General features: G+C 61.5%; 21 protein-coding genes and 1 pseudogene. 14 read left to right on the top strand and 8 right to left on the bottom strand.

Annotated features, from left to right (window positions below):
• The first annotated feature begins 21 nt into the window (after nt 1-21).
• The 6 genes from PFLQ2_RS14855 to PFLQ2_RS14880 all read left to right on the top strand — a co-directional run bounded on the left by PFLQ2_RS14855 (nt 22) and on the right by PFLQ2_RS14880 (nt 6,999).
• Nucleotides 22-1,641, top strand: a complete 1,620-nt coding sequence (locus tag PFLQ2_RS14855) for an inorganic phosphate transporter (protein WP_003181461.1) — start codon at nt 22-24, stop codon at nt 1,639-1,641.
• 1,220 nt (nt 1,642-2,861) lie between these two features.
• On the top strand, nt 2,862-3,713 hold the full coding sequence (locus PFLQ2_RS14860) for a putative selenate ABC transporter substrate-binding protein (RefSeq protein ID WP_003181459.1): 852 nt from the start codon (nt 2,862-2,864) through the stop codon (nt 3,711-3,713).
• Complete coding sequence (locus tag PFLQ2_RS14865; RefSeq protein WP_003181457.1) at nt 3,710-4,507, top strand: phosphonate ABC transporter ATP-binding protein; 798 nt, start codon at nt 3,710-3,712, stop codon at nt 4,505-4,507. The genes PFLQ2_RS14860 and PFLQ2_RS14865 overlap by 4 nt, the downstream gene beginning before the upstream one ends.
• Entirely contained in the window at nt 4,501-5,328 is an 828-nt protein-coding gene (locus tag PFLQ2_RS14870; RefSeq protein WP_003181455.1) for a PhnE/PtxC family ABC transporter permease, read from the top strand. Before PFLQ2_RS14865 ends, PFLQ2_RS14870 begins: the two co-directional genes overlap by 7 nt.
• The gene (phnE, locus tag PFLQ2_RS14875) at nt 5,325-6,092 is read left to right on the top strand and encodes a phosphonate ABC transporter, permease protein PhnE (RefSeq protein WP_003181454.1); all 768 of its coding nucleotides are present in this window, start codon (nt 5,325-5,327) and stop codon (nt 6,090-6,092) included. The genes PFLQ2_RS14870 and phnE overlap by 4 nt, the downstream gene beginning before the upstream one ends.
• Before the next feature lie 163 nt (nt 6,093-6,255).
• A complete protein-coding gene (locus PFLQ2_RS14880) occupies nt 6,256-6,999 on the top strand; it encodes an SDR family NAD(P)-dependent oxidoreductase (protein ID WP_003181452.1) in 744 nt (247 codons plus the stop codon).
• Between the two features lie 63 nt (nt 7,000-7,062).
• Here the strand turns inward: PFLQ2_RS14880 and PFLQ2_RS14885 are convergent, their stop codons facing one another.
• Nucleotides 7,063-7,986, bottom strand: a complete 924-nt coding sequence (locus PFLQ2_RS14885) for a LysR family transcriptional regulator (protein ID WP_003181451.1) — start codon at nt 7,984-7,986, stop codon at nt 7,063-7,065.
• Between the two features lie 112 nt (nt 7,987-8,098).
• Between PFLQ2_RS14885 and PFLQ2_RS14890 the strand changes: the two genes are divergently transcribed.
• The 5 genes from PFLQ2_RS14890 (at nt 8,099) to yghU (ending at nt 13,017) form a co-directional block, all read left to right on the top strand.
• The gene (locus PFLQ2_RS14890; protein WP_003181449.1) at nt 8,099-9,094 is read left to right on the top strand and encodes an aldo/keto reductase; all 996 of its coding nucleotides are present in this window, start codon (nt 8,099-8,101) and stop codon (nt 9,092-9,094) included.
• A gap of 135 nt (nt 9,095-9,229) precedes the next feature.
• On the top strand, nt 9,230-9,988 hold the full coding sequence (locus PFLQ2_RS14895; RefSeq protein WP_003181447.1) for a substrate-binding periplasmic protein: 759 nt from the start codon (nt 9,230-9,232) through the stop codon (nt 9,986-9,988).
• A gap of 1 nt (nt 9,989) precedes the next feature.
• Entirely contained in the window at nt 9,990-11,336 is a 1,347-nt protein-coding gene (locus tag PFLQ2_RS14900) for a GGDEF domain-containing protein (protein ID WP_003181445.1), read from the top strand.
• A gap of 28 nt (nt 11,337-11,364) precedes the next feature.
• Complete coding sequence (locus PFLQ2_RS14905) at nt 11,365-12,099, top strand: substrate-binding periplasmic protein (protein WP_003181443.1); 735 nt, start codon at nt 11,365-11,367, stop codon at nt 12,097-12,099.
• A 78-nt stretch (nt 12,100-12,177) separates the two neighbouring features.
• Nucleotides 12,178-13,017, top strand: a complete 840-nt coding sequence (gene yghU / locus PFLQ2_RS14910; protein WP_003181441.1) for a glutathione-dependent disulfide-bond oxidoreductase — start codon at nt 12,178-12,180, stop codon at nt 13,015-13,017.
• A gap of 54 nt (nt 13,018-13,071) precedes the next feature.
• Here the strand turns inward: yghU and PFLQ2_RS14915 are convergent, their stop codons facing one another.
• Nucleotides 13,072-14,163, bottom strand: a complete 1,092-nt coding sequence (locus tag PFLQ2_RS14915) for a hypothetical protein (RefSeq protein ID WP_033045999.1) — start codon at nt 14,161-14,163, stop codon at nt 13,072-13,074.
• Between the two features lie 297 nt (nt 14,164-14,460).
• On the opposite strand from PFLQ2_RS14915, the gene PFLQ2_RS14920 reads away from it, so the two are divergent.
• The 3 genes from PFLQ2_RS14920 to mqo all read left to right on the top strand — a co-directional run bounded on the left by PFLQ2_RS14920 (nt 14,461) and on the right by mqo (nt 18,932).
• Nucleotides 14,461-15,783 (top strand): SDR family oxidoreductase, encoded by a 1,323-nt coding sequence (locus PFLQ2_RS14920; RefSeq protein WP_003181438.1) that lies wholly within the window; start codon nt 14,461-14,463, stop codon nt 15,781-15,783.
• A gap of 22 nt (nt 15,784-15,805) precedes the next feature.
• A complete protein-coding gene (locus PFLQ2_RS14925) occupies nt 15,806-17,107 on the top strand; it encodes an erythromycin esterase family protein (RefSeq protein ID WP_003181437.1) in 1,302 nt (433 codons plus the stop codon).
• Nucleotides 17,108-17,282: 175 nt separating this feature from the next.
• Nucleotides 17,283-18,932 (top strand): malate dehydrogenase (quinone), encoded by a 1,650-nt coding sequence (mqo, locus tag PFLQ2_RS14930; RefSeq protein WP_003181434.1) that lies wholly within the window; start codon nt 17,283-17,285, stop codon nt 18,930-18,932.
• A gap of 20 nt (nt 18,933-18,952) precedes the next feature.
• Here mqo and PFLQ2_RS14935 read toward each other — a convergent pair whose 3' ends face one another.
• The 6 genes and pseudogenes from PFLQ2_RS14935 to PFLQ2_RS14960 form a co-directional block, all read right to left on the bottom strand.
• Nucleotides 18,953-20,563, bottom strand: a complete 1,611-nt coding sequence (locus PFLQ2_RS14935) for a gamma-glutamyltransferase family protein (RefSeq protein ID WP_003181433.1) — start codon at nt 20,561-20,563, stop codon at nt 18,953-18,955.
• Between the two features lie 30 nt (nt 20,564-20,593).
• A complete protein-coding gene (locus PFLQ2_RS14940) occupies nt 20,594-21,373 on the bottom strand; it encodes an amino acid ABC transporter ATP-binding protein (RefSeq protein WP_003181432.1) in 780 nt (259 codons plus the stop codon).
• A 2-nt stretch (nt 21,374-21,375) separates the two neighbouring features.
• A pseudogene (locus PFLQ2_RS14945) lies at nt 21,376-22,148 on the bottom strand (amino acid ABC transporter permease).
• 12 nt (nt 22,149-22,160) lie between these two features.
• Nucleotides 22,161-22,967, bottom strand: coding sequence for an ABC transporter substrate-binding protein (locus PFLQ2_RS14950; protein ID WP_003181428.1), 807 nt, complete (start codon nt 22,965-22,967; stop codon nt 22,161-22,163).
• Nucleotides 22,968-23,039: 72 nt separating this feature from the next.
• Nucleotides 23,040-23,708, bottom strand: coding sequence for a GntR family transcriptional regulator (locus tag PFLQ2_RS14955; protein WP_003181427.1), 669 nt, complete (start codon nt 23,706-23,708; stop codon nt 23,040-23,042).
• Nucleotides 23,709-23,986: 278 nt separating this feature from the next.
• Nucleotides 23,987-24,925: an AraC family transcriptional regulator gene (locus PFLQ2_RS14960; protein ID WP_003181426.1), complete on the bottom strand. Its 939-nt coding sequence runs from the start codon at nt 24,923-24,925 to the stop codon at nt 23,987-23,989.
• Nucleotides 24,926-24,937: the final 12 nt, after the last annotated feature.

Genomic DNA, 24,937 nt, shown 5'->3' with positions numbered 1-24,937 from the left:
CCCACTGAATCGGACCTCCTCATGACGAACCAGACCCTGGTCATGGACTCATCGAGTTCAATCACGCACAGTTCAAGACCGCAACTCAACCGCAAGCCGAGCGTGATAACCCTGGTGGTGTTCTTCGCCGTCCTGGGCATCGGCCTGCTGTTTACCGCCTACAGCCTGATGCACGACATGAACGAGCTCGGCACGGTGGTGACCACCTGGACGCCGTTCCTGTTGCTGGGCGTGGCGCTGCTGATCGCACTGGGCTTTGAGTTCGTCAATGGCTTCCACGATACAGCCAACGCGGTGGCCACAGTCATCTACACCAACTCCATGGCGCCCAACGTCGCGGTAGCCTGGTCAGGGTTGTTCAACTTTCTTGGGGTGCTGCTGTCCAGCGGCGCGGTGGCCTTCGGCATCATCGCGTTGCTGCCTGTGGAGCTGATTCTGCAGGTCGGATCCTCTGCCGGTTTCGCCATGATCTTCGCCCTGCTGATCGCCGCCATCCTGTGGAACCTGGGCACTTGGTGGCTGGGTTTGCCTGCGTCGTCGTCCCACACGTTGATCGGTTCGATCATTGGCGTTGGTGTTGCCAATGCGCTGATGCACGGTCGTGACGGCACCAGCGGCGTGGACTGGGCCCAGGCGACGAAGATCGGTTACGCACTGCTGCTCTCGCCCCTGGTGGGCTTCGGTTGCGCGGCGTTGCTGTTGCTGGCGCTGCGGGCTTTCGTCAAGAACCGCGCACTGTACAAGGCCCCGGAAGGCAATACGCCGCCGCCCTGGTGGATCCGCGGCATGTTGATCCTGACCTGCACCGGCGTTTCGTTCGCTCATGGTTCCAACGACGGCCAGAAAGGCATGGGCCTGATCATGCTGATCCTGGTCGGGACCCTGCCGATGGCGTACGCGCTGAACCGCACCATGCCCGCCGACCAGGCGTTGCAATTCGCCGCTGTGGCGGAAGTCACCCAGCAGGCCTTGGTCAAGCATTCGCCGCTGCCGTCCCCGGCGGAGCCGCGTGCGGTGCTTTCCAGCTACGTGAGCAGCAAGCAGGCCTCGCCACAGCTGGTGCCTGCCCTGGCTGCGCTGGCAGGCAGTATCGGCACCGAGGTCAAGGGCTATGGTTCATTGGCCAAGGTACCCGCCGAGGCCGTGGGCAACGTGCGCAACGACATGTACCTGACCAGCGAAACCATTCGCCTGATGGACAAGAACAAGGTCGGGAATTTCGATGCCGATACCAACGGCAAGCTGCAACTGTTCAAGCAGCAGATCGACAACTCCACCCGGTTCATTCCGCTGTGGGTGAAAATCGCTGTGGCCATTGCCCTTGGCCTGGGCACTATGGTCGGCTGGAAGCGCATCGTCGTCACGGTGGGGGAAAAGATCGGCAAGACCCACCTGACCTACGCCCAGGGCGCCTCGGCGGAAACCGTGGCCATGCTGACCATAGGCGCCGCCGACATGTTCGGCTTGCCGGTGTCCACGACCCATGTGCTCTCCTCTGGCGTGGCCGGGACCATGGTCGCCAATGGCGCCGGCTTGCAGATGCGCACGATCCGCAACCTGCTGATGGCCTGGATACTGACCCTACCGGCGGCGATCCTGCTGTCCGGGAGCCTTTACTGGTTGTTCACTAAACTGTTCTGACACACCCAACATCACCGGCACAGATACGCCGCTTTCGCGAGCAAGCTCGCTCCCACAGGGGGCTGGTCGGGAACCTGAATTTCGGGCCCACCGCAAAGCCCATGTGGGAGCGGGCTTGCCCGCGAAGGCGGCGGCATGGCCTCCATCACCGGCATTAGATCCACCGCTTTCGCGAGCAAGCTCGCTCCCGCAGGGACTGGTTGGGAACCTGAATTTCGGGCCCACCGCAAAGCCCATGTGGGAGCGGGCTTGCCCGCGAAGGAGGTGGCATGGCCTACATCACCGGCATTAGATCCACCGCTTTCGCGAGCAAGCTCGCTCCCGCAGGGACTGGTTGGGAACCTGAATTTCGGGCCCACCGCAAAGCCCATGTGGGAGCGGGCTTGCCCGCGAAGGAGGTGGCATGGCCTACATCACCGGCACAGATACACCGTTTTCGCGAGCAAGCTCGCTCCCACAGGGGGCTGGTCGGGAACCTGAATTTCGGGCCCACCGCAAAGCCCATGTGGGAGCGGGCTTGCCCGCGAAGGCGGCGGCATGGCCTACATCACCGGCACAGATACACCGCTTTCGCGAGCAAGTTCGCTCCCACAGGGGACTGGTTGGGAACCTGAATTTCGGACCCACCGCAAAGCCCATGTGGGAGCGGGCTTGCCCGCGAAGGCGGCGGCATGGCCTACATCACCGGCACAGATACACCGTTTTCGCGAGCAAGCTCGCTCCCACAGGGGGCTGGTCGGGAACCTGAATTTCGGGCCCACCGCAAAGCCCATGTGGGAGCGGGCTTGCCCGCGAAGGCGGCGGCATGGCCTCCATCACCGGCATTAGATCCACCGCTTTCGCGAGCAAGCTCGCTCCCGCAGGGACTGGTTGGGAACCTGAATTTCGGGCCCACCGCAAAGCCCATGTGGGAGCGGGCTTGCCCGCGAAGGCGGCGGCATGGCCTACATCACCGGCACAGATACACCGCTTTCGCGAGCAAGCTCGCTCCCACAAAAAATAAGGGTCAGCGCACTGCCCCCTCCGCTGGGGGCGGTCGCAAAGCGTGATCGAGGGGCCCAGTCCTGGCAATTGCGCAGTCCGCCGGCTCAGCAGAATTCATCTGCCGGGCCAGAAACGGTTAATATCGCTCCCCTTCGTCTACCCTCTCAAGGCATCGCACCGTCATCCGCGTGTGCGGGATGCCTATTATTGTTGTGTTAATGCACCGGAGATCTTCCATGTTCAAGCGTTCCCTGGCATTGGCCGTCGGCGTCACCCTGTCGTTTTGCACCCTGTTGACGCAGGCCGCCGACACCTTGAAAGTCAGCGCCATTCCCGACGAAGCCCCCACCGAACTGCTGCGCAAGTTCAAGCCGCTGGGCGCCTACCTGGAACAGCAGACCGGCATGAAAGTCGAGTTCGTCCCGGTGAGCGACTATCCGGCCGTGGTCGAGGCGTTGGCCACTGACCGAATCGACATGGCCTGGCTCGGCGGCTTTACCTTCGTGCAAGCGCGGCTGAAATCCGGCAACGCCATCCCGCTGGTGCAACGTGAACAGGACGCCCAGTTCACCAGCAAATTCATCACCGCCGATCCCGCCGTCAAATCCCTGGCCGACCTCAAGGGCAAGTCCTTTGCATTCGGCTCGGTGTCGTCGACATCAGGCAGCTTGATGCCGCGTTATTTCATGCTCCAGGACGGCATCAAGCCGGAAAGCTACTTCAGCCGGGTAGGCTATTCGGGCGCGCATGACGCCACCGTCGCCTGGGTCCAGGCCGGCAAGGTGGATGCCGGGGTACTCAACGCCAGCGTCTGGGAAAAACTGGTCGCCGCCGGCAAGGTCGATACCGATAAGGTCAAGGTTTTCGCCACCACCCCGGCGTACTTCGACTACAACTGGACGGTGCGTGGCACGCTCGACCCAGCCCTGGCGGCCAAGATCAAGGCCGCGTTCCTGGCGCTCGACCCAGCAAACCCGAAGGACAAGGAAATCCTCGATCTGCAAGCCGCCAGCCGCTTCATCGAAACCAAGCCCGAGAACTACAAGGGCATCGAAGAAGCCGCACGCGCCGCCGAACTGCTCAAATGACCCTGCAACTGACCCAGGTCAGCGTGACCCACGCCAACGGCGTCCAGGCGTTGCGGGGCGTGAATCTGCGCATCGGCGCCAACGAACAGGTCGCGATCATTGGTCCGTCAGGCGCGGGTAAATCAAGCCTGCTCAACGTGCTGGCCACGGCACTGCGACCAAGGCACGGAGAAGTCCAGGTGCTCGGTGAGCGAGCCTGGGATTTATCCGCCCGCCAGCGCCAGCGTTTGCGCGCTCGCGTTGGCCTGACCCACCAATCGCCGCCCCTGCCCCTGCGTCAACGCGTGGTCACGGCAGTCCTGGCCGGCAAGCTGGGGCAATGGAGCATTGGCAAAAGCCTGCTGAATCTTGTGCATCCGCTTGACGTCCCGGGCGCACGTGCGGCGTTGTCCAGGCTGGACCTGGGCGACAAGGTGTTCGCCCAATGCCAACAATTGTCCGGCGGACAATTGCAACGTGTGGGCATTGCACGCGTGCTCTACCAGGCGCCCGAGGTGCTGCTGGCCGATGAGCCGGTCTCGGCCATGGACCCGGTGCTGGCCGGACACGCGTTGTCGGTGCTGTGCCGCCATGCCCGCGAAAACAACGTGACCTTGGTCGCCAGCCTGCATGCGGTGGAACTGGCCCTTGAGCATTTTTCGCGAATCATAGGCCTGCGTGACGGGCAGATCCTGTTCGACTTGCCCGCCGAAGATGTTGACCGTCAACAGCTCGATGCGCTTTACGCCAATGAGCAGCTGCAATCGGCGCCGCCGCCTGCCTCCACTTTGAGCGTGCAGATCCCGCGATGCTGAAACGCGATACCCGAGACCCTGCCGCCCGCCCCCGCCTGTTGCTCGGCCTGTTGGCGCTTGTCCTGCTGTGGCCGGGCATTCACTTCAGCGAATTGAACCTAAGCGTGCTGATGGCGAGCGACAGCCAGCGTGAAATGGGTCGGTTCGTGTCCGCATTCTGGCCTCCGGCCCACGATGCCGAATTCCTTGAACTGCTGGGCCAAGCCACTTTACAGACACTGGCAATCGCTACGGCCGGCATGACCCTGGCGCTGTTGTTGGCCGTGCCCGCCAGCCTGGTGGCGAGCCGGGCGTTGTCACTGTCGGCGGCGGCCCATGCCGGTCGTCCGGGATATTTAAGTCGGTTGCTGCGCTGGCCGGTACGCGGCCTGCTGATCTTCCTGCGCAGCATCCCGGAAATCGTCTGGGCCCTGCTTTTCGTGCGCGCCGTCGGTCTCGGTCCGACGGCTGGCGTACTGGCCATCGCCATCACCTACAGCGGCATGTTGGGCAAGGTCTACGCGGAGATCTACGAGTCGGTCGATCAACGTCCGGCGCATGCACTGCTGCAGTCGGGCAGCGGTCGGCTCGCCGCCTTCTGCTATGGGATCCTGCCCAATGTCGCGGCGGAGCTGGTGTCGTATACCGTCTATCGCTGGGAATGCGCTATCCGCGCCTCGGTGGTGATGGGCTTCGTCGGGGCCGGCGGACTGGGCCAGCAGATGGACCTGTCGCTGCGAATGTTTGCCGGCGGTGAGGTGGCCAGCTTGCTGTTGACGTTCCTGGCACTGGTGCTCTTCGCCGACCAACTCAGCCGTCTGCTGCGCTGGAGGCTGGCATGAATCGCCTGTTCAACGCCGTCATCGGCCTGTGCATCGGCGTCGCGGTCGTCGCCTCGTTCCTCTATCTGGGCATCGACCTGGGCGAGCTCGGCGACAGCGGCAATCTGGGTCGGATGGGCGCTTACGCGCAGCGTTTTCTCAGCCCGGACCTGAGCCTGAATCACCTGGAGGCGATCGGCCACGGCGCCCTGGAAACCCTCGCCATGTCCGCCCTTGGCACGCTGCTCGCGGCGGTAGCGGGCCTGATATTGGCGCTGCCGGCGGCCGGACGCTTCGGCTGGCCGCTGCAAAGCGCGTCACGCCTGGTGCTCAACGCGCTGCGTGCGGTTCCAGAACTGGTGTGGGCCGCGTTGATGGTCCTTGCCGCTGGCCTCGGTCCCAATGCCGGCACGCTGGCACTGGCCCTGCACACCACCGGCGTACTCGGCCGGCTGTTCGCCGAGGCGCTGGAAAACACCCCTTCGGAACCGGCCGACGCCATCCGCTTGCAAGGCGGCAATGCGGTGTTGGCGTTCTGTTACGGCACACTGCCCAACCTGATGCCGCAGCTGCTGGCCTATATCCTGTACCGCTGGGAAAACAACATCCGCATGGCCAGCGTGCTCGGTTTCGTTGGCGCTGGCGGCTTGGGGCAAATGCTCTACGTCAGCCTCAGCCTGTTCCAGGAAGCCCAAGGCAGCACCGTGATCCTGGCCATGCTGCTCCTGGTATTCGCCGTGGACGCATTGAGTGGCTGGAGTCGCCAACGATGGGTCAAGGCTTGACGGCCATGTCATAACGACCAACAGTCAGGTATTTAAGACCACACGCTGAGCGAGTCAAAACGACCAAAATAAACTCAATTACTTGATTTTAAAGGCATTATTTACTGGCACAGTTTCTGATCAGGCTACCTGCCGCTTTTGGCGAACCTAGGAAGAAAGCCACATGAACAATGCATTCAACCCCAGCCTCAGCGTCGTCACCGGTGCCAGTTCGGGTATCGGTCTGGCCGTCACCCAACGTCTGTTGGAACGAGGATCGAGGGTGATCGCCATGTCCCGGCAAATCGGTGGCCTAGGCGAATGGATCGAGCGATTCGCAGACACGCTGACCTGGTTGCATGGAGACGTCACCCAGCCGGCGGATCTCGCCAGGCTGGCCCAACTGGCCGGTTCCGTTGGCCCAGTGGATTGCCTGGTGCCCAATGCCGGCATTGCCGAACTGGCCGACGGCCTGGATCTGACGGCGTTCGACCGTCAATGGGCAGTCAACGGCGCGGGTGCCCTGAACACTTTGGGCAGCCTGCGCGAGCATCTGGCGGCCGAGGCGGCCGTGGTCTTCATCGGCACGTTCCTGGAGCAGGTCACTTTTCCAGGGTTGGCGGCGTACATTGCATCGAAAGCCGCATTGCGCGCACAGATGCGCACCCTGGCCGTCGAAATGGCGCCCCACGGCGTTCGCCTGAACATGGTTTCACCGGGCCCCACCGCCACACCGATCTGGGGCACCCTGGGCCTCGATGAAGAGGCGCTGGGCTCGGTCGCCAACAGCGTCAACCAACGTTTGTTGGGCGGACAGTTCCTGGAGCCCGGCGCCGTGGCAGATGTCATTCTCTTCCAGTTGAGCCAGGGCGCTCGCGGGGTGTATGGCCAGGACTGGGTGGTGGATAGCGGCTACACCTTGCGTTGATCGGCGAGCCTGGGCTGGAAAGAACGAGGGCTAGGCGCAACCAAAAGGCGCCTGTATTGATATCTAAGCCCGACTCATCAGCGAGCCCTGTGTATCCGCCACGCCATGCAACAGTTCTATTACCCAGTCGATAAACACCCGCACCCTCGGCGACAACTGTCGATGGGGCGGGTACACCGCTGAAATCGGCCACAACGGCACGCTGAACCCGCCCAGCACCGCAACCAAGCGCCCTTCAGCCAACTGCTGTTGCACGTGGTAGCGCGGCACTTGGATCAAGCCAAATCCCGCTTCACAGGCCGCCACGTAGGCGTCGGCGTTGTTGACGATCAATTCTCCCGGCATTTGCGCTTCACGCACTTGCCCCGCCACCTCGAATTCAAATGGAAAGAAACGTCCGTTGCCGGAAGAAAACCGGATCGCGCGGTGCGCCTCCAGTTCTTCCAGCCCTTGGGGCACGCCCTCGCGTGTCAGGTAGCCAGGGCTGGCGCAGGTCACTTGATGCAGCTGCACGATGGGCCGCGCCACCAATCCCTGGTCGACGACGTTGCCGGCGCGGATCGCCAGGTCAACGCCCTCGCGCTGCAAATGGACTTGCCGATCATGGAAACCCAGATCCAGTTGCAACGCTGGGTAGCGTCGATAGAAGTCCGCCAGGCGCGGCACAATCCAGGCGCATCCAAAGGCGATGGGCATGTCCACCCGCAACGTACCGCGTGGCTGGCTTCGTTGCGCCGACAGCGAACTCTCCAGGTCATCGAGATCGTCCAACAGATGGCCGCAGCGTTGGTAATACGCCTCACCGTCGAGCGTCGCCCGCACTTGCCGAGTGGTGCGCTGTAGCAACTGTACGCCGAGGTGCGCTTCCAGTTGCTGGATCAACAGGCTGACGGTGGCCCGAGGCAGCCCAAGGTCATCGGCCGCTTTGCCAAAGCCGCCCAGTTCGACGATGCGCCTGAATACCTGCATTGCCTGTAATCGGTCCACTGTGCCCTTCCATTATTCAGATATCACGAACAGTAAAACCAATAAAACGGGATTTATCCAGCGTAACGTTTTCCGGAAACTGCACCCGTCCATTCAGATCCGGGAGCAACACATGAATACTCGACAACTCGGCCATCGCGGCCCTTACGTTTCCTCTATCGGCCTGGGCTGCATGGGCATGTCGGATTTCTACACCACCGGCGTGGACGAACGAGAAGCCGTTGCCACGCTCCACCGCGCCGTCGAATTGGGCGTGACGCTGTTCGACACCGCCGACATGTACGGGCCCCATACCAACGAGGAACTGCTCGGACGAGCCCTGCGAGGCAAGCGCGACGGCGTTTACCTGGCGAGCAAGTTCGGCCTCGTGCGTAGCAGCGATCCCCATGCCCGGGGTGTCAACGGCCGGCCCGAATACGTCCGGCTATCGATCGATGGCAGCCTCAAGCGGCTCGAAACCGACTACCTCGATCTCTATTACCAGCACCGCATCGATCCTGAAGTACCGGTCGAGGAAACCGTCGGCGCGATGGCCGAATTGGTCAAGGCCGGCAAGGTTCGCCACATCGGCCTGTCAGAGGCCAGTGCCGAAACCATCCAACGGGCCCATGCGGTGCATCCACTGGCAGCGGTGCAAAGTGAATATTCGCTGTGGTCCCGCGATCCCGAGCACAACGCCGTGCTCGATACCTGCCGTCGCCTGGGCATCGCTTTCGTCGCCTATAGCCCTCTGGGCCGTGGTTTCCTGACCGGTGAACTGAAATCGCCGGAAGACTTTGCCGCCGACGATTACCGCCGCTCCTGCCCACGCTTCCAGGCCGACAACTTCAATCTCAACCTCGTATTGGTGGAGCGGGTCAAGGCATTGGCTGCCGACAAGGGCATCAGTGCTTCACAATTGGCCCTGGCCTGGGTACTGGCCCAGGGCGACCATGTGATCCCGATTCCTGGCACCAAACAACGAAAGTATCTGGAGAGCAACGTCGCTGCCGCCGCTGTTGCGTTGAGCGCCGATGATCTGGCCCGGCTCGATGCGGTTTTCACCGGCGAAGGGGCCGTGGCCGGCGAGCGCTACCAGGCGCAGACGATGACATTGCTCAACGGCTGAGCCCATGGCTGGAGCCGACGGACATCGCCGTTTCCAACCAGATTCAAGCAGCTGCACACCCAGCCGATAACCCTCTATATGAGAGACAGCTCCCAGGCCTTACCAGGCTCTGCAGGTTGCATAGGGTGATTATCGATGGGTTTGCCGCTTAACCGCCTTCTGACGTGGGGGCTCCTGATGTTCCTCGCTGCAAGGGCTTGCGCGGCAGAGGCCCCCCTGCGCATCGTTACCGAGGAACTGCCGCCCTACAACATGACGCAGGATGGCCGCGTGACGGGGATGAGCACCGAGGTGGTCCAAGCCGTGCTCAAGGAAATCGGCGTGCAAGCCCCCATCCACTCTATGCCTTGGGCCCGCGCCTACGAATTGGCCCTCAATGAAAGTAACGTGCTCATCTATTCCATCGTGCGCACGCCAGCGCGCGAATCGCTTTTCCAATGGGTCGGCGCCATTGCCCCGACGCAGTGGTACATATACTCACTGGCCGACCGCCCCGTCAAACTCAACAGCCTGGCCGATGCCCATGGTCACCAGATCGCCACCGTCAATCAGGACGTCGGGGAGCAATACCTGGTCTCGAAAGGGTTCCGCATCGGCGAAGAACTGCAATCCAGCACCCGGTACGAGCATAACTACCGCAAGCTCAAGGTCGACCACGTGGAGCTGTGGATTTCCAATGAGCTCAACGCGCTGTACCTGACCCGCCAGAACGGCGAGGATCCGGATAAAGTGCTGGTCCGTTCGCTGCCACTTCCCGAGTTGAGCAGTGCGGAGGGCTTCAACATGGCGTTCAGCCGCAATACACCGGCCGATACCGTCGAGAAGTTTCGCGCAGGCTTGCAGACTATCCGGCGCAATGGCGTTTACGATGCCATCGTACGCAAATGGTTTTGATATGGGCGTCGATTTCCGAACAGTGCCCACCCTGCAGCAACCCAAGGCCAAGGCGTTAAGCTCGTTAGGACGTCGCCTGGTGCTTGCCACCTTATTGTTTTGCCTGCTTTTCACCCTGGTCATGGTTACCTGGCGCACCTGGCTGGCCTGGGAAAACAACTTGGCGGAAATGAATTCGGAACTGGTCCTGATCGACCAGGTTTTCCAGAACACCCTGGCCCACGCCATCTGGGAAATGGACCGCGAATCCCTGGACCAGCAGATTACCAGCGTCGCCACGGCCGCACCGGTCGGTCGTGTGGTGCTGAATATCCTGCGGCCGGGCCAAGCCCCTGAAGTGATCGAACTCAATCGCTACGCGGTGGAAAAAACAGGCGTGGCGCCAGTGCTGCATCGCCAGCTCATCGCGCAGCCCTATGCCGGCGCTCACGAGAAGGTCGGCGAGTTGACGATCGAAGGTGATAACCACTTGCTTTGGGAACGACTCTGGGGGGAAGCGCGCAGCATTGTCATCACCCAAGTGATCCAGTCGCTGCTGCTGGCCGGCCTGGTCATGACCATGTTCAACCGGCTGGTGACGGTGCACGTAGTCCACATCGCCCGGCATCTGGGCGGACTCGCCCCGCACACGCTCAAGCATCACCTCAAGCTGCAGCGAACGGTACGCCGTCAGGACGAACTGAGCCTGCTCGAATCCCAGGTCAACGAACTCCAGGACAACCTGCGCACCCATTTGGAACGCCAGCATTCGGATGAATTGGCCCTTGCCGCCAGCCGCGATCAAATGGCCGAACTGGTGGAAGCACGCACGGCGGAGCTCAAGGCAGCCAACCAGGCCCTCGAAGCGCTGTCTCGCCGCGATGCGCTGACGGGCCTGGCCAACCGTCGCTATTTCGACGAGCTGAAGGAAGACGAACTGCGCCGTGCGCTACGCCACAAGAGCCCGTTGGCGGTGCTCATGTGTGACGTCGACTTCTTCAAGATCTACAACGACACCTACGGACACATGCAGGGCGACCAGTGCTTGAAGCAGATCGCCGACACCCTGCGCAGCGTTTTCGGGCGATCAGACGAATTGACCGCCCGAGTCGGCGGCGAAGAGTTCGTCGTGGTCCTGCCCAACACCGACGCCGCCCAGGCCTACGACGCCGCCCAGCGTCTGCGCACGAGCCTGGCTGCGCGGGAACTGCCCCACAGTGGTTCTCAAGTCTCAGCCTTTGTCACCTTGAGCATCGGCGTCGCCGAGCTGGACCCTGACACCATGGATCATTTCGACCCACTGTTGCAGCGCGCCGACCAAGCGCTGTACCGGGCCAAACACCAGGGGCGCGATCGCGTTTCCCTGTAGACATCATCGCGTGCCTGGAGATTTGTGTATGCACATCCGTCTTACGCTCTGCTCATGCTTGCTGCTCGCCCTGATTAGCCTGGAAGGTTATGCAGGGCCGATCGAAGTCGTCACCGAAGACTCCTTGTACGCCTATCAGCGTGAGGACAAAGTGGTCGGGCCGGGCAGTCGTATCGTCGAGCAGATGTTGAAAAACGCCCAGCTAACGGATTACAGCTTGCAGCTGTACCCATGGGCACGTGCCTATGAAAAAGCGTTGCACGAACCTAACGTGCTGATTTTTCCGTTGGATCGCACCCCGGCCAGGGAGACGCTGTTCAAATGGGTCGGGGAAATTCATCGGGTGGAGAGCAGGCTGTATAAGCTGCGCGGCAATGACGGCATCGTGGTCAACAACCTCGAGGAAGCCAAGCAGTACAGCATCGGCGTCGTGCGCAATGACGCCAAGCAGATTTACCTGCAACAGCGCGGTTTTTCCCGGCTGGTCGTATCGGTGGATAACCACGATAACTTTCAGAAGCTGTTGAACCGTCAGGTCCAGTTGATACCGATACCTGAAAACGCGGCGCGCCTGCTGAGCAAAGACGCCCAAGTGGATTTCATCTCGCTGGAAGAGGTCTATACCCTCGACGAGCAACCCCACCGGGTCAACCTGGCCTTCAGCCTGAGCACGCCGGACGAAGTCGTCGCCAAGGCTCAACGTGCTTTCGAGCAGCTCAAGGCCTCGGGGGAAGTCGCGCGAATCATGGAAGAGAAGCGGTAGACTCTTGGGATCAGTGCGCTATTGCGCGCCCTTCGCATCCCTGGTCATTACCGCAAGCAAACGAAGAGGTACGTCTACATGAGCAAAACGTCCTACGTTCCTCCCAAGGTCTGGAAGCACGAGGCCCCGTCTGGCGGCCAGTTCGCCAACATCAACCGCCCCACTGCCGGGCCGACCCACGAAAAGACCCTGCCGACGGGCAAGCACCCTTTGCAGCTCTACTCGCTGGCCACGCCCAACGGTGTGAAAGTGACCATCCTGCTCGAAGAGTTGCTGGCGTTGGGTCATGCAGGCGCGCAGTACGATGCGTGGCTGATCCGCATCGGCGAGGGCGATCAGTTCTCCAGCGGTTTTGTCGACATCAACCCCAACTCCAAGATCCCGGCCCTGCTGGACCGCAGCGTGGAGCCGGCCATTCGGGTCTTCGAGTCCGGTTCGATCCTGCTGTACCTGGCGGAAAAATTCGGCGCATTGCTGCCTGGCGACCCTGCCGGCCGCACCGAAACGTTGAACTGGTTGTTCTGGCAGATGGGCGCGGCGCCATACCTGGGCGGCGGTTTCGGCCATTTCTACGCCTATGCGCCGGAAAAGCTCGAATACCCGATCAATCGCTTCACCATGGAGGCCAAGCGGCAGCTGGACGTGCTGGATCGCCGTCTCGGCGAAAGCCCGTACCTGGCGGGCAACCACTACACCATCGCCGACATCGCGGTCTGGCCGTGGTATGGCCAACTGGTGCGCAACAACGTGTACTCGGCTGCCGAGTTCCTTGATGCGGCCCGATACACCCACGTGCAGCGCTGGGCCGAGGAGATTGCCAATCGACCAGCCGTCGTCCGCGGGCAACGGGTCAACCGCACATGGGGCGATGAAGCGAGCCAGGTACCGGAACGGCATCAGCCCGAGGATCTGGACTGAGGGTGAATGCAAGGCTAAAGGGCCCAGAGACTGTATCGATCAAGCCGAATCTGCCTACCGGTACTTGTCGCCCGCCGAGGCCGCACTTGTTTCATTAGCCAAGGCAAACAGACAGTCTTCCAGATAAGGTTTCACATCCGCCCACTTCTTGCGGTCGGCGATGTACCCCCTCAGCTTTTTGCCTGCATCAACGACGTCGGGCTCATGCCTCACCAGCATGAGTCTGGCGACTGAGCTGGCATCATCATCCTTATGCTTGGCGTGATTTTGTCGGGTGTAGGAATGGAACTCTTCTATTCGTCCCAGCACGGCCTCGGTGCCGCCCATGCATTTGTCGCCCAGGATCTCTTCTCGCCGCTGCACATGCCCGCCTGCAAAACTGTCCTGGACGAGGTGAAGCAAGCTGCCAAAGGCCACCTGATGAACGTTCGCTCGCAACCAAGGGCGCCCGACAGCAAACAAATCCTGCACGGTCTGGCCATTGTTGAAATGCTGGTCCCAACCCTGGATCCGGATGTCTTTCAAATAAGTATTGATCGGATAGGTTCCATCCGCGACTCCCCAGGCAAATTCCGCCCACATCATCATTTCACGCTTGGTTTTCTCGGCTGGGTCTCGCTCTTGGGAGGCCATCGCGTGCAAAAACTGCAGGTCGCCAAAATGGGAACGCGAAATGTAGTTCCCAACCCCCATGAAGCTCTGAGGATCGGCCGTACTCCTGGCCTCAGCGTTTTCGAAAAGGTTTACCCAACACCGTGTTTGGGTAATAAAACCAACGGAATAACGACCATCGCAGCCCTTGATCCTCGCATCCTCGACGCCGGGCATAAAGACTGGGTCATCGTTCCAGCGCACGCCGGCAATAATGTATGCGCCCGCGTTTTCCAGATCAGGGTTATTGCAATCCTGCCAATCCCCGTCACACCCGTATATTTTCTGCGTGAGCGCTTCGTGGGCGGAATCGGCAAAACTGTGCAATGCAAAGCTTGCAAAGGGCACCGTTGCCTTGTAGGAAACATCATATTTCTTGGCCATTTCTCTCTCGGCAACAGTGCCATCCGGTGAGAGTTGAAAAGCCCCAGCCTGCCCCATGCAACCAAACAACACACCCCAAGCAACCCCAGGCACTGCTTTGTATTTATTCATTGATCGTCTCTGCAAGAGGCACTGACGAGTAGACGCTCGTCTGGATCCAGGCGGCGCTGTTCACGATGAGTGGCATGCCGCCACCATCGAAGCATAGCGGGTGTCGCCTCCCCGTCCAGGCTTCGGAGTGCCATTTTCAATGGGTGATAAGACATTCGAGGAGCAGCGCACAGCGCTCGCGTAACGAGGGCGAGAATCTGCATCTCGTCAGCTGTAGGCCGCCTTTACTCAGTTCGATTGAACCCCTGTTTTTCCTCCCGCCTCTACCACAAGACCAACCCAAAGGAGGAATTCACCATGATTGCCCCTGAAACCGGCATGAAGCCGGGTGAGCGTTACGCGGTCGAAAGTGTGGAGCGCGAGCCCCATTTCCCTGGCTTTTTTCTCGACGCCAAATACTACCTGGGCCCAGAACTCCAGACAGCGGTGGGCTGGTTGGAAGGGCAGCGGTTTGTGTATGACCAACTCGACCCGAACGGCGAACCGGTCTACCCCGATAAAATCGCCGGTACGATTGAAGACCTGACGCTGATCCTGGCTGACGGTGCGCGCCTGAAACTGCAACAGATTCCCTACTCCCCGGAGTCGAACGCGGCCGGCAATCGACGCGATGACAGTCCGGCGCAACCCGACGATCCAGAGCCCTCGGCCCTGCATGAAAAGCTGGTGGTCATCACGGGAGCTTCCAGCGGTATCGGACGTGCCGCAGCGCAAGCGTTCGCCAGGGAGCGCGCCCGTTTGGTGCTGGCGGCACGCGACAGCGTGGCGCTCGCCGAGGTCGTGGATGAATGCGTGGCACTCGGCGCCGCCGCGCTGGCGGTGCCCACCGATGTTACCAGCAGCGAGCAGATGCAGGCCCTGGCAACCGAGGCCGCGACGTTCGGTGACGGCCGCATCGATGTCTGGATCAACAATGCCGGCGTGGGTGCGGTGGGCAGTTTCGAACAGACGCCGCTCAAGGTGCATGAACAGATACTGCAAACAGACCTGCTCGGGTATCTGCGTGGTGCCCACGTGGCCTGGCCTTATTTCAAGGCACAGAAGCGCGGCATCCTGATCAACACGCTGTCGCTGGGCAGTTGGGTGGCGCAACCCTATGCTGCGGCTTATTCGGCAAGCAAATACGGGCTGCGCGGCTTGACCGAAGCCTTGCGCGGCGAACTCAGCGGATGGCCCGATATTCATGTCTGCGATATCTATCCGGCGACCATGGACACACCGGGGTTCCGCGATGGCGCCAACTTCACCGGCCACGCCATCAAGCCCCCTCCTCCGGTCTATGACCCGCATCGAGTGGCTGAGGCGATGGTCCGCTGCGCGCTGAACCCCAAGCCCGGCACGACCGTAGGCGGTGCGGCGAGATTCGCCCGGCTCGCGCACTTTTTATTGCCAGGGTTCGCCCAGCTCTCCGGCAGGCTCACCCGCTTCGCCCTGAGTCGCAGCGCCGAATCGGCGTCGTCCGCAGGCAACCTGTTTGACCCTCCCAGCGGGACACGACGCATCGAGGGTGGCTGGCGCAAGCCTGCGCAGCGCCCGTCGCCCTTGCTCGTGGCCGGGGCGACGCTGCTTTTTGGTGGATGCTTGCTGGCGTTGAACCGCGCCCGCGGGCGAGCACGCTGACGGCTAATAGGAGTCCCCCTTCATGGACGCTTTGAACGAGACATTGAGGGCGCACGCCGAGCCTCTGCCGGATGCCGCCAGTGAACAATTCGCCGCCTTGTTCGACCGCTATGGCGATGCCCAGGTGGTGCTGATCGGTGAAGCCAGCCATGGCACCCATGAGTTCTATCAGGCGCGCGCGGCGATCACCCGGCATCTGGTGACAAAGCATGGTTTTTCCATTGTCGCCGTCGAAGCGGATTGGCCGGACGCCGATCAGATCGACCGCTGCGTCAGGCAGCGCGACACCTGCGATTGGCAGCAGGCAGCGTTTTCCCGCTTCCCAACCTGGATGTGGCGCAACACCGATGTGCAGGCCTTTGTGCGGTGGCTGCACGAATACAATCGGTCCCGCCCGCCCCAGGACCGCGCAGAATTTCGCGGTCTGGACGTGTACAGCCTGGGCAGTTCGATTGGAGAGGTGCTCGAATACCTGGAGGGTGCCGATCCTGATATGGCCCGTGAAGCACGGCAGCGTTACGGCTGCCTCACACCCTGGCATGACGATCCGGCACTGTACGGGCACTTTACCGAAAGGGGCGGCATGGCGTCCTGTGAAGGCGCCGTGCTGGAACAGCTCCAGGCCTTGTTGAACCAACGCCTGGGGCTGATGGGCAAAGACGAGGAAGCGCTGTTCAACGCCACGCAGAACGCCCGCGTCGTCCACGCTGCCGAGCAGTATTACCGGGCGATGTACCAGGGCAGCCGGCAATCGTGGAACCTGCGTGACCGACATATGTTCGAGACCCTGCAAGCAGTGCGCGCCCGCCAGGGGCGCAACGCCAAGGCCATCGTCTGGGCGCACAATTCACACGTCGGCGATGCCAGGGCAACCGAAATGGGCGACGGCGGCCAGCTGACGCTTGGGCAGTTGTGTCGCGAAAGCCTGGGCCAGGAGGCGGTGCTCATCGGCATGGGCACCGACCAGGGCACCGTAGCGGCGGCGGATGACTGGGACGCGCCGATGCAAGTCAAGCCCGTCACACCGGCGCTGCCTCACAGTTGGGAGCGCGCCTTTGTCGAGGCTGGGCATCCACAAGCGCTTTACGATTGGCGCGGCGAGCACCACCCGGCGCTGCGCACGGCGTTGTCCGGGCGCCTGCTGGAACGCGCCATTGGCGTCATCTACCGTCCCCGGACCGAACGCCAGAGCCATTACTTCGACGCGACGTTGGCCGAGCAATTCGATGCCTGGCTATGGTTTGCCCACACCCAGGCGATTACGCCACTCGGCAGGGGGCAATCGCCAAGCCATGAGGAGGATACGTTTCCCTTCGGGGTATGACCCTGGGCAGCGGCAGGCATGCCATGCAGTATGCCTTTCGTCATCCCGAGGCCGAGGCGGTTGAACAGGCTTTTTCCTGTGCCGGTCCAATCCATAGCCGCGATTATCTTGAATAACCGGCACGCCCCTTCATCAGCAACGGCAGGTGGCTCATCCAGTCGCCAAGGGTGAAACGATGAACAACACGATAGCTTTGGCGACGCTAGGCCTCGCCGCCTCATTGAGCCTTGGCAGTGCCCAGGCAGCGGAGACGAAAAAGGTCGACGTGCTGCTGGTGGGCGGTGGGATCATGAGTTCCACGTTGGGCATCTGGCTCAATGAGCTTGAACCGGACTGGTCGATGGAAATGGTCGAGCGCCTGGACGCGGTGGCCGAAGAAAGCTCCAACGGTTGGAACAACGCCGGCACCGGTCACTCTGCCTTGGCAGAACTCAATTACACGCCGATGGACCAGGACGGCAAGGTCAACATCTCCAAAGCCATCGAGATCAACGAAGCGTTCCAGATCACCCGGCAGTTCCTGGCTTGGCAGGTCAGGAGCAACGTTCTGAAAAATCCCCGCTCATTCATCAATTCAACCCCGCACATGAGTTTCGTGTGGGGGGACGACAACATCAAATTCCTCAGGAAACGCTACGAAGCCCTGCAAGCCAGCCCCTTGTTCCGCCCGATGCAATACTCGGAGGACCCGGCGCAAATCAAGAAATGGGTGCCCTTGATGATGGAAGGCCGCGATCCGAACCAGAAACTCGCGGCAACTTGGACGCCCATCGGTACCGATGTGAATTTCGGCGAAATCACCCGCCAATACGTCAGTTACCTGCAAACCAAACCGAACTTCAGCCTGAAACTGTCCAGCGAAGTTCAGGACATCACCCGCAACGACGACGGTTCCTGGCACGTCGAGTACAAGAACCTCAAGGATGGCGAGACGAGAGCCACCGACGCCAAGTTCCTGTTTATAGGCGCCGGCGGCGGTGCCCTGCACTTGCTGCAAAAATCCGGCATCCCGGAAGCTGATGACTACGCAGGATTCCCGGTCGGCGGATCGTTCCTGGTGACGGAAAACCCGAGCATTGCCGAGCAACACATGGCGAAAGCCTACGGCATCGCCTCCACCGGGGCGCCGCCGATGTCCGTGCCGCACTTGGACACTCGGGTCCTGGATGGCAAGCGCGTGATTCTGTTCGGGCCGTTTGCGACCTTCTCCACCAAGTTCTTGAAGGAAGGCTCCTATTTCGACCTTTTCACCAGCATGACCACGCACAACATCTGGCCCATGACCAAGGTCGGTATCGAACAGTATCCGCTGGTTGAGTACCTGGCCGGCCAGCTCATGCTCTCCGACGACGACCGCTTCAAGGCACTGCAAGAATATTTCCCCCACGCCAAGCAAGAAGACTGGCGTCTCTGGCAGGCCGGGCAGCGGGTGCAGGTCATCAAGCGTGATGAGGAAAAAGGCGGTGTGCTCAAACTGGGCACCGAGGTGGTCGCCTCTCAGGACGGCAGCATCGCAGGCCTGTTGGGCGCATCGCCAGGCGCATCGACGGCGGCCCCCATCATGCTCGACGTCATGCAAAAGGTCTTCAAGGACAAAGTGGCCTCCCCCGCATGGCAGGAAAAGATCCGCCAGATCGTGCCCAGCTACGGCACCCACCTCAACGACGACCCCGAACGCGTCTATCAGGAATGGAAATACACCAGCGACGTACTGCAACTGGCGCCACCACCGGATATCCGGGGTAACGCCGCCTCTAATGCCCCGACTGACAGTGATCCGGTCGGCCAGAAAAACAGCGATTCCGACCCGGACCTGGCGCTGTAAGCGGCTTCACGCGAGCCGCGCTACCACACCGCGATATGCGAGTCGGCTCGCGGCTCGGTGCCGCCACACAGCACCCCGCTGGACGGGTCACGCAGGATAATCTGGCCACGTCCGTAGTCGGTCAGGTCGCTGGCGACCTGTACCTGGTGCCCGCGCCGGGCCAGGGCGTTGGCCAGATCGCGAGATGCGCCCTGCTCGATGCCGACCTTCATCCCGCCCAGCCATTGCCAACGCGGAGCGTCGAGGGCGGCTTGCGGGTTGAGGCCAAAGTCCACCAGGTTCATGACCATTTGCACATGGCCTTGAGGCTGCATGTAGCCGCCCATGACCCCGAATGGCCCGAGGGCTTCGCCATCCCGGGTCAGGAAGCCGGGGATGATGGTGTGGAAAGTCTTCTTGCCCGGTGCCAGGCAGTTGGCATGCGCAGGGTCGAGGCTGAATTCCTGGCCGCGGTTCTGCAAGGCAATACCACTGTCGGGCAGCACGACACCGGAGCCAAAGCCGTGATAATTGCTCTGGATGAACGACACCATGTTGCCTTCACCGTCAGCCGTGGCCAGGTACACCGTGCCGCTGGCATGGGGGTCGCCGGGTGCGGGCAGTTGCGCCTGATCGCTGATCTGTCCGCGGCGGCGGGTGCTGTAGGCATCGCTGAGCAGGTCGGCCACGGCCACGCGCATGTGCTGCGGATCAGTGATGTGGTGCAGGCCGTCGCTGTAGGCCAGCTTCATCGCCTCCAACTGACGGTGCCAGGTCTGCTGGCTGTCGCGGTGATCAAAGCAGAAGCCTTCGAGGATCTTCAGCGTCATCAGCGCCACCAGGCCCTGGCCGCTCGGCGGTATCTCCCAGACGTCCACCCCACGGTAATTGACGTGAATCGGCTCGACCCACTGGGCCCGATAGCTGGCCAGATCGGCAGCGCGCAAGTAGCCACCGCTGGCTTGGGAATGGGCATCCAGGCGTTGCGCCAATGGCCCGCGATACAGGCTCTCGCAAGCGGTTGCCGCCAATTCTTCCAAGGTCCGGGCCTGGGCCGTGTTGCGGAACAACTCACCGGCCTTGGGCGCGCGGCCATCAATCAGGAACGTCTCGAACCAGGGTTCGAGCAACGCATCGCGATGGGGTGTGAATTCATTCAGCGCGATCTGCCATTGGTGAGCAACCACCGGCGACAACGCAAAGCCGTCCCGCGCCAGGCTGATGGCTGGTTGCAGCAAGTCGGCGAACGGCAATTTGCCAAAGCGCCGGGACAGTTCGGCCCAGGCCGAAGGACAACCCGGCACGGTGACCGGCGTCCAGCCATAGGTCGGCATTTGGCTATGCCCGGCGGCCTTCACCGCTTCAATACTCAAGGCTGCCGGCGCATGCCCGTTGCCGTTCAAGCCGTGCAATCGGCCTTGGCTCCAGACCAGCGCAAAGGCATCGCCGCCCAGGCCGCAGCCGGTCGGTTCGACCACGGTCAGGGCCGCCGCCGTGGCAATCGCAGCGTCAATGGCATTGCCGCCCTGGCGCATGATCGCGATGCCGGCTTCGGCGGCCAGCGGTTGTGACGCGGCGACCATGCCTCGGCGCGCGAAGACGCTCTGTCGTTGGGACGGATAGGGATATTCATGGGCAGAAAAATTAAACATGGGCAAATGCTCTCGACGCCGAAAAAACGATCACAGCACGCGGCTGAGAAAGGCTTGGGTACGCGGATGGCTGGGACGGCTGAAAATCTGCTCAGGCGGCCCTTGCTCGATCAACTCGCCTTGGTCGAGCACCACCACGCGGTCCGCCACTTCCCGGGCAAAGCCCATTTCGTGGGTGACCACGACCATGGTCATGCCCTCCTCCGCCAACTCTTTCATGACCTGCAGCACCTCGCCGACGGTCTCCGGGTCGAGGGCGCTGGTGGGCTCATCGAACAGCATCGCTTGAGGCTTCATCGCCAGCGCACGAGCAATCGCCACCCGCTGCTGCTGACCACCGGAAAGCATCGACGGATAATGCCCGGCCTTGTCCGCCAGGCCGACTCGCGCCAATAACCCGCGCGCCTGTTCGAAGGCCTCGGCCCGGGGAACGCCCAGCACCTGGATCGGCGCCTCGATGATGTTTTCAAGGGCGGTCATGTGCGGGAACAGGTTGAAACGCTGGAACACCATGCCGATGTCGCGGCGTTGGCGCGCAATGTTGCGCTCCGAGTCGCGCACCAGGCTGCCATCGGCACGCTCGCGGTAACCCATGGCGCGGCCATTGACACGGATGCGGCCGCCCTGGATGTCTTCCAGTAGATTGATGCAACGGATGAACGTGGTCTTGCCCGACCCCGAGGCGCCAATCAGCACCACCACTTCACCGCGCCGCACTTGCAGGGAAATCCCCTTGAGGATCTCCAGTTCGCCGAAGGACTTGTGAATGTCCTGGGCATCGATGATCAACTCTTCGCTCTTGTGCGCCATGCTTAGCGTCCCCGCAACAATTTCAAGGTGTAGCGCCGAACAGACGACTGCTGGCGGTCGGCGGTGGGGACCGGTCCGATTGGCCGAAGCGCTTCTCCAACCAGCGCTGAAAGAAGCCCCAAAGCGTCGTCAGCAGCAGGAAGTAGATCGCCACCACCAAGTACAGCTCGAACACTCGAAACGTCGCCGAAGTCACCATCTGCGTGCTCAGCAACAGCTCCTGCACGCCGATCACGCTGACCAGCGTGGTGTTCTTGAGCATCACGTTGAATTCATTGCCCAAGGGCGGCACGATCACCCGCACTGCCTGGGGCAACACGATCCGGCGCATCAGCTTGCCGAACGTCATGCCCAGGGAGCGCCCGGCCTCATACTGCCCTTTGTCCACCGCGCCGATGCCGGCCCGGATGATCTCCGACATGTAGGCCCCTTCATTCAGCCCCAGGGCAATGATCGCCGCCTGGATATTGCCCGGCACCACCAGGCCGAACAGCTCCACGTCTTCGAAGCGGAAAATCCCGCCCGCCGCCAGCGCCGTATAGAGAAAGACGATCTGCACCAGCAGCGGCGTGCCGCGCATCAGCCACACGTAGAACCGGACCGGCAGGTGCAGCAACGGGTTGTGCGACAGGCGCATCAGCGCCGCCACCAACCCCAGCGCGCAGCCGATCAACATCGCCAGCACACTGATCAGGCACGTCAGCCAGAGACCGGTGAGGTACACCCCGCTGGGCTGCAACAGGTATTGCCAGAACACATCCCAATTGAAATTCATCAGGGGCACGCCTCAGTCGAGTTTGTCGCTGTCCACATGCCATTTGGCGAGCAGTTGGGTGTAGCTGCCATCGCTGCGCATGTCGCTGATGATCTGCTGCACCGCTGCCGTCAACTGAGGGTCGTCCTTGCGAATGCCCAGGCCGGTAAGAATCCGGCCGAACGCCGGCACGCCTTCTTGAAACAGATCCGGAGCCATCGCCGCGTAGTAACCGGCGGTCTCCACCGTGGTGCCGTAGGCGTCGACCTGACTGATGCGCAAGGCCTGGAATGCGTCGGTGTCGGTGTTGTAGACCACCAGCTTCATCGGCGGCTTGCCGGCCTTGGCCAGGGCTTCGTTCTGCGCGTCGAGCAAGGTCTTGATCGTCGAGCCGTTGAGCACGGCCACCTTGTGCGTGGAAAGGTCATCGAGGCGCTGGATGCCCTGCGGATTGCCCTTGGGCACCACCACCGACTGGCTGGAGTACATGTAGTTGACGATGTTGATCACCTCGCGGCGCTCGGGTTTGTCGAACAGCTGGTCGACAATCATGTCGCATTGCTGGGCCAGCAATGCCGGCAACAGCCCGGAGAACGGGATCACCCGCCACTGCACTTGCTTGTTGCCCAGGCGCTTGGCAATTTCCAGGCCCAGGTCGATCGTCAACCCCTTGGGCTTCTGCGCCTCGTCGAACGACACCAGCGGCGGCGAATCCATGCCCGAGCAATACGTGAGCTTGTCGACCTTCTGCAAACGCTCCGGCACCACGGGCGCGGCGAGCGCCCACTGTGCGCAGAGAGCAAGGGATACCGCGGCAAGCAAGGCGTTCGTTTTGTGCATGACCAGACACTCCAGTTCGGTGAGTAACGGTGGCAGTACGCAAAATCACAACAGCGAGGCCCGTTTTCGGGCTTATTTTTCGGTTTGCAGAAACTTGATCAGTTCGGGGACGGTGCCTTCGATATGCGCGCGCACCACGGCCTCGACCTGGTCGGCATTGCCGGCGCGAATCGCGTCGAGGATCACTGCGTGCTCCTGGCGTGCGCTCAAGGGCTTGTCGACATGCTGCAGCCACAGGCGCATCGGCGCCTCGATCAGCGAATACAACGCAGAAATCTGCTTAAGCAGCCGGGGCCGGCCGCTCAGGCTGCACAGGTACTCATGGAATTTGCGGTGACGGCTGACCCACTCGGCGCTCTCCTCGCGGTAGTCATCCATTTCATCAAGCAGCCGCTCCAGCGCCGCCAATTGCCGCTCGCCGATATGAGCCACGGCCACTCGCACCGCCAGGCCTTCGAGCGCGCTGCGCATCTCGAACACTTCCTGCAACTCGTTGATGTCCAGACCGCTGACAATCGCCCCGCGGTTAGGCCGCAACGTCACCAACCCCTGAGCGTCAAGGCGCCGAAAGGCTTCGCGCACCGGCATGCGGCTCATGCCGATTTCAGTGGCAATGTCCTCGGCGATCAACCGGTCGCCCTTGTGGTAACGACCGCGGCAGATCGCTTCGAGCAGGAAGTTGTAAGCCTCTTCTTCAGCGGTCAGCGGCTGGCGTTCAACGTAAGCGGGAGCGAACTGCATATAGGCCACCTTTTGTATTTTTGTATCCAATTATCCATAGATGCAGAAATGCAGTAGACGTGCCAGGTTTGGGCAGGAGAGTTCAACTGGTTGTTTGGGTTGGTTTTTCTGTAATGGGGAGTGGATTGCCGGGGGTGGCACTTGGGGTTATCTGCTACAAAATGGCACAGGGTTGGGGCTGTATGGGTGCGTAGTGGTCGCTGTAAGTAACACCGCTGGGCGATGCTGTCATTCGGCGAACGGTTAATTTTCTCCCGTTCTAGTGCGAAGCATTTTTGCTAATGCGACGAGACATACAGGGACGGCGAAGACGGCGCTGGCAGTGCATAGGTGGCTTTCATCCATTGGATTTCTTCCTGGGGCGTTCGTCCGAAGAAGCGCTTGAATTCGCGACTGAATTGCGAAGCGCTTTCATAACCCACATTGAATGCGGCTGTCGAAGCGCTCATGGCGTCGCGCAGCATCAGCAACCGCGCCTGGTGCAGACGCGTCGACTTTAAATACTGCATCGGCGAGGCGTCCGTCACATTGCGAAAATGCAGATGAAAATTAGGCACGCTCATGCTTGCTTCTCGGGCCAGGGACTCCACATCCAGGCGCTCCCGGTAACCACTGTGGATCTTGCGGATCGCGCGGATGATCTTGCCGAAATGCCCCTGTCGATTGAGCGCGGCGCGCATCGAGCCACCTTGCTCACCGGTGAGGATGCGGTAGTAGATCTCCCGCACCAGCGACGGACCCAATATCTGCGCTTCGAGCGGGCTGGTCATCGCCTCGAGAAAACGCAGCGTCGAGGCGCGCAGTCCATCGTCCATGGGCGAAGCGTACATACCCTTGGGCTGCGCATCGCTGGGCCCTAGGGCTTCATCTACTTGCAGCATCAACTCGCTGGCCAATTGGAGGTCGAGGCGCATGTACACCGCCAGCATGGGTTGCGCCTCGCTGGCATCGGTTTCCATCGTGAACGGCACCGGAACCGACACCACCAGGTAGTGCTGGGCGTCATAGACGTAGATGTCATCGCCCAGATAGCCACGCTTGCACCCCTGGCAGAGGATGACGATACCCGGCTCATACAACACTGGCGTTTGGCTCAGCGGCCGATTCGAGCGTAGAAAACGGATATCCTCCAGCGCGCTCAGGTTGTAGCCCTCCAACGGCGCCAATTGCTCCATCAACTGCACCATGCGCGAGCTGGGTGAATCGGCCTGCCCCATTGCACTGCCCTC

It is taken from the genome of Pseudomonas fluorescens Q2-87 (assembly GCF_000281895.1).
Classification (GTDB): Bacteria; Pseudomonadota; Gammaproteobacteria; order Pseudomonadales; family Pseudomonadaceae; genus Aquipseudomonas; species Aquipseudomonas fluorescens_S.
Note: the sequence above shows the minus strand (reverse complement) of the source record. Positions and strands in the feature narration are given on the sequence as shown.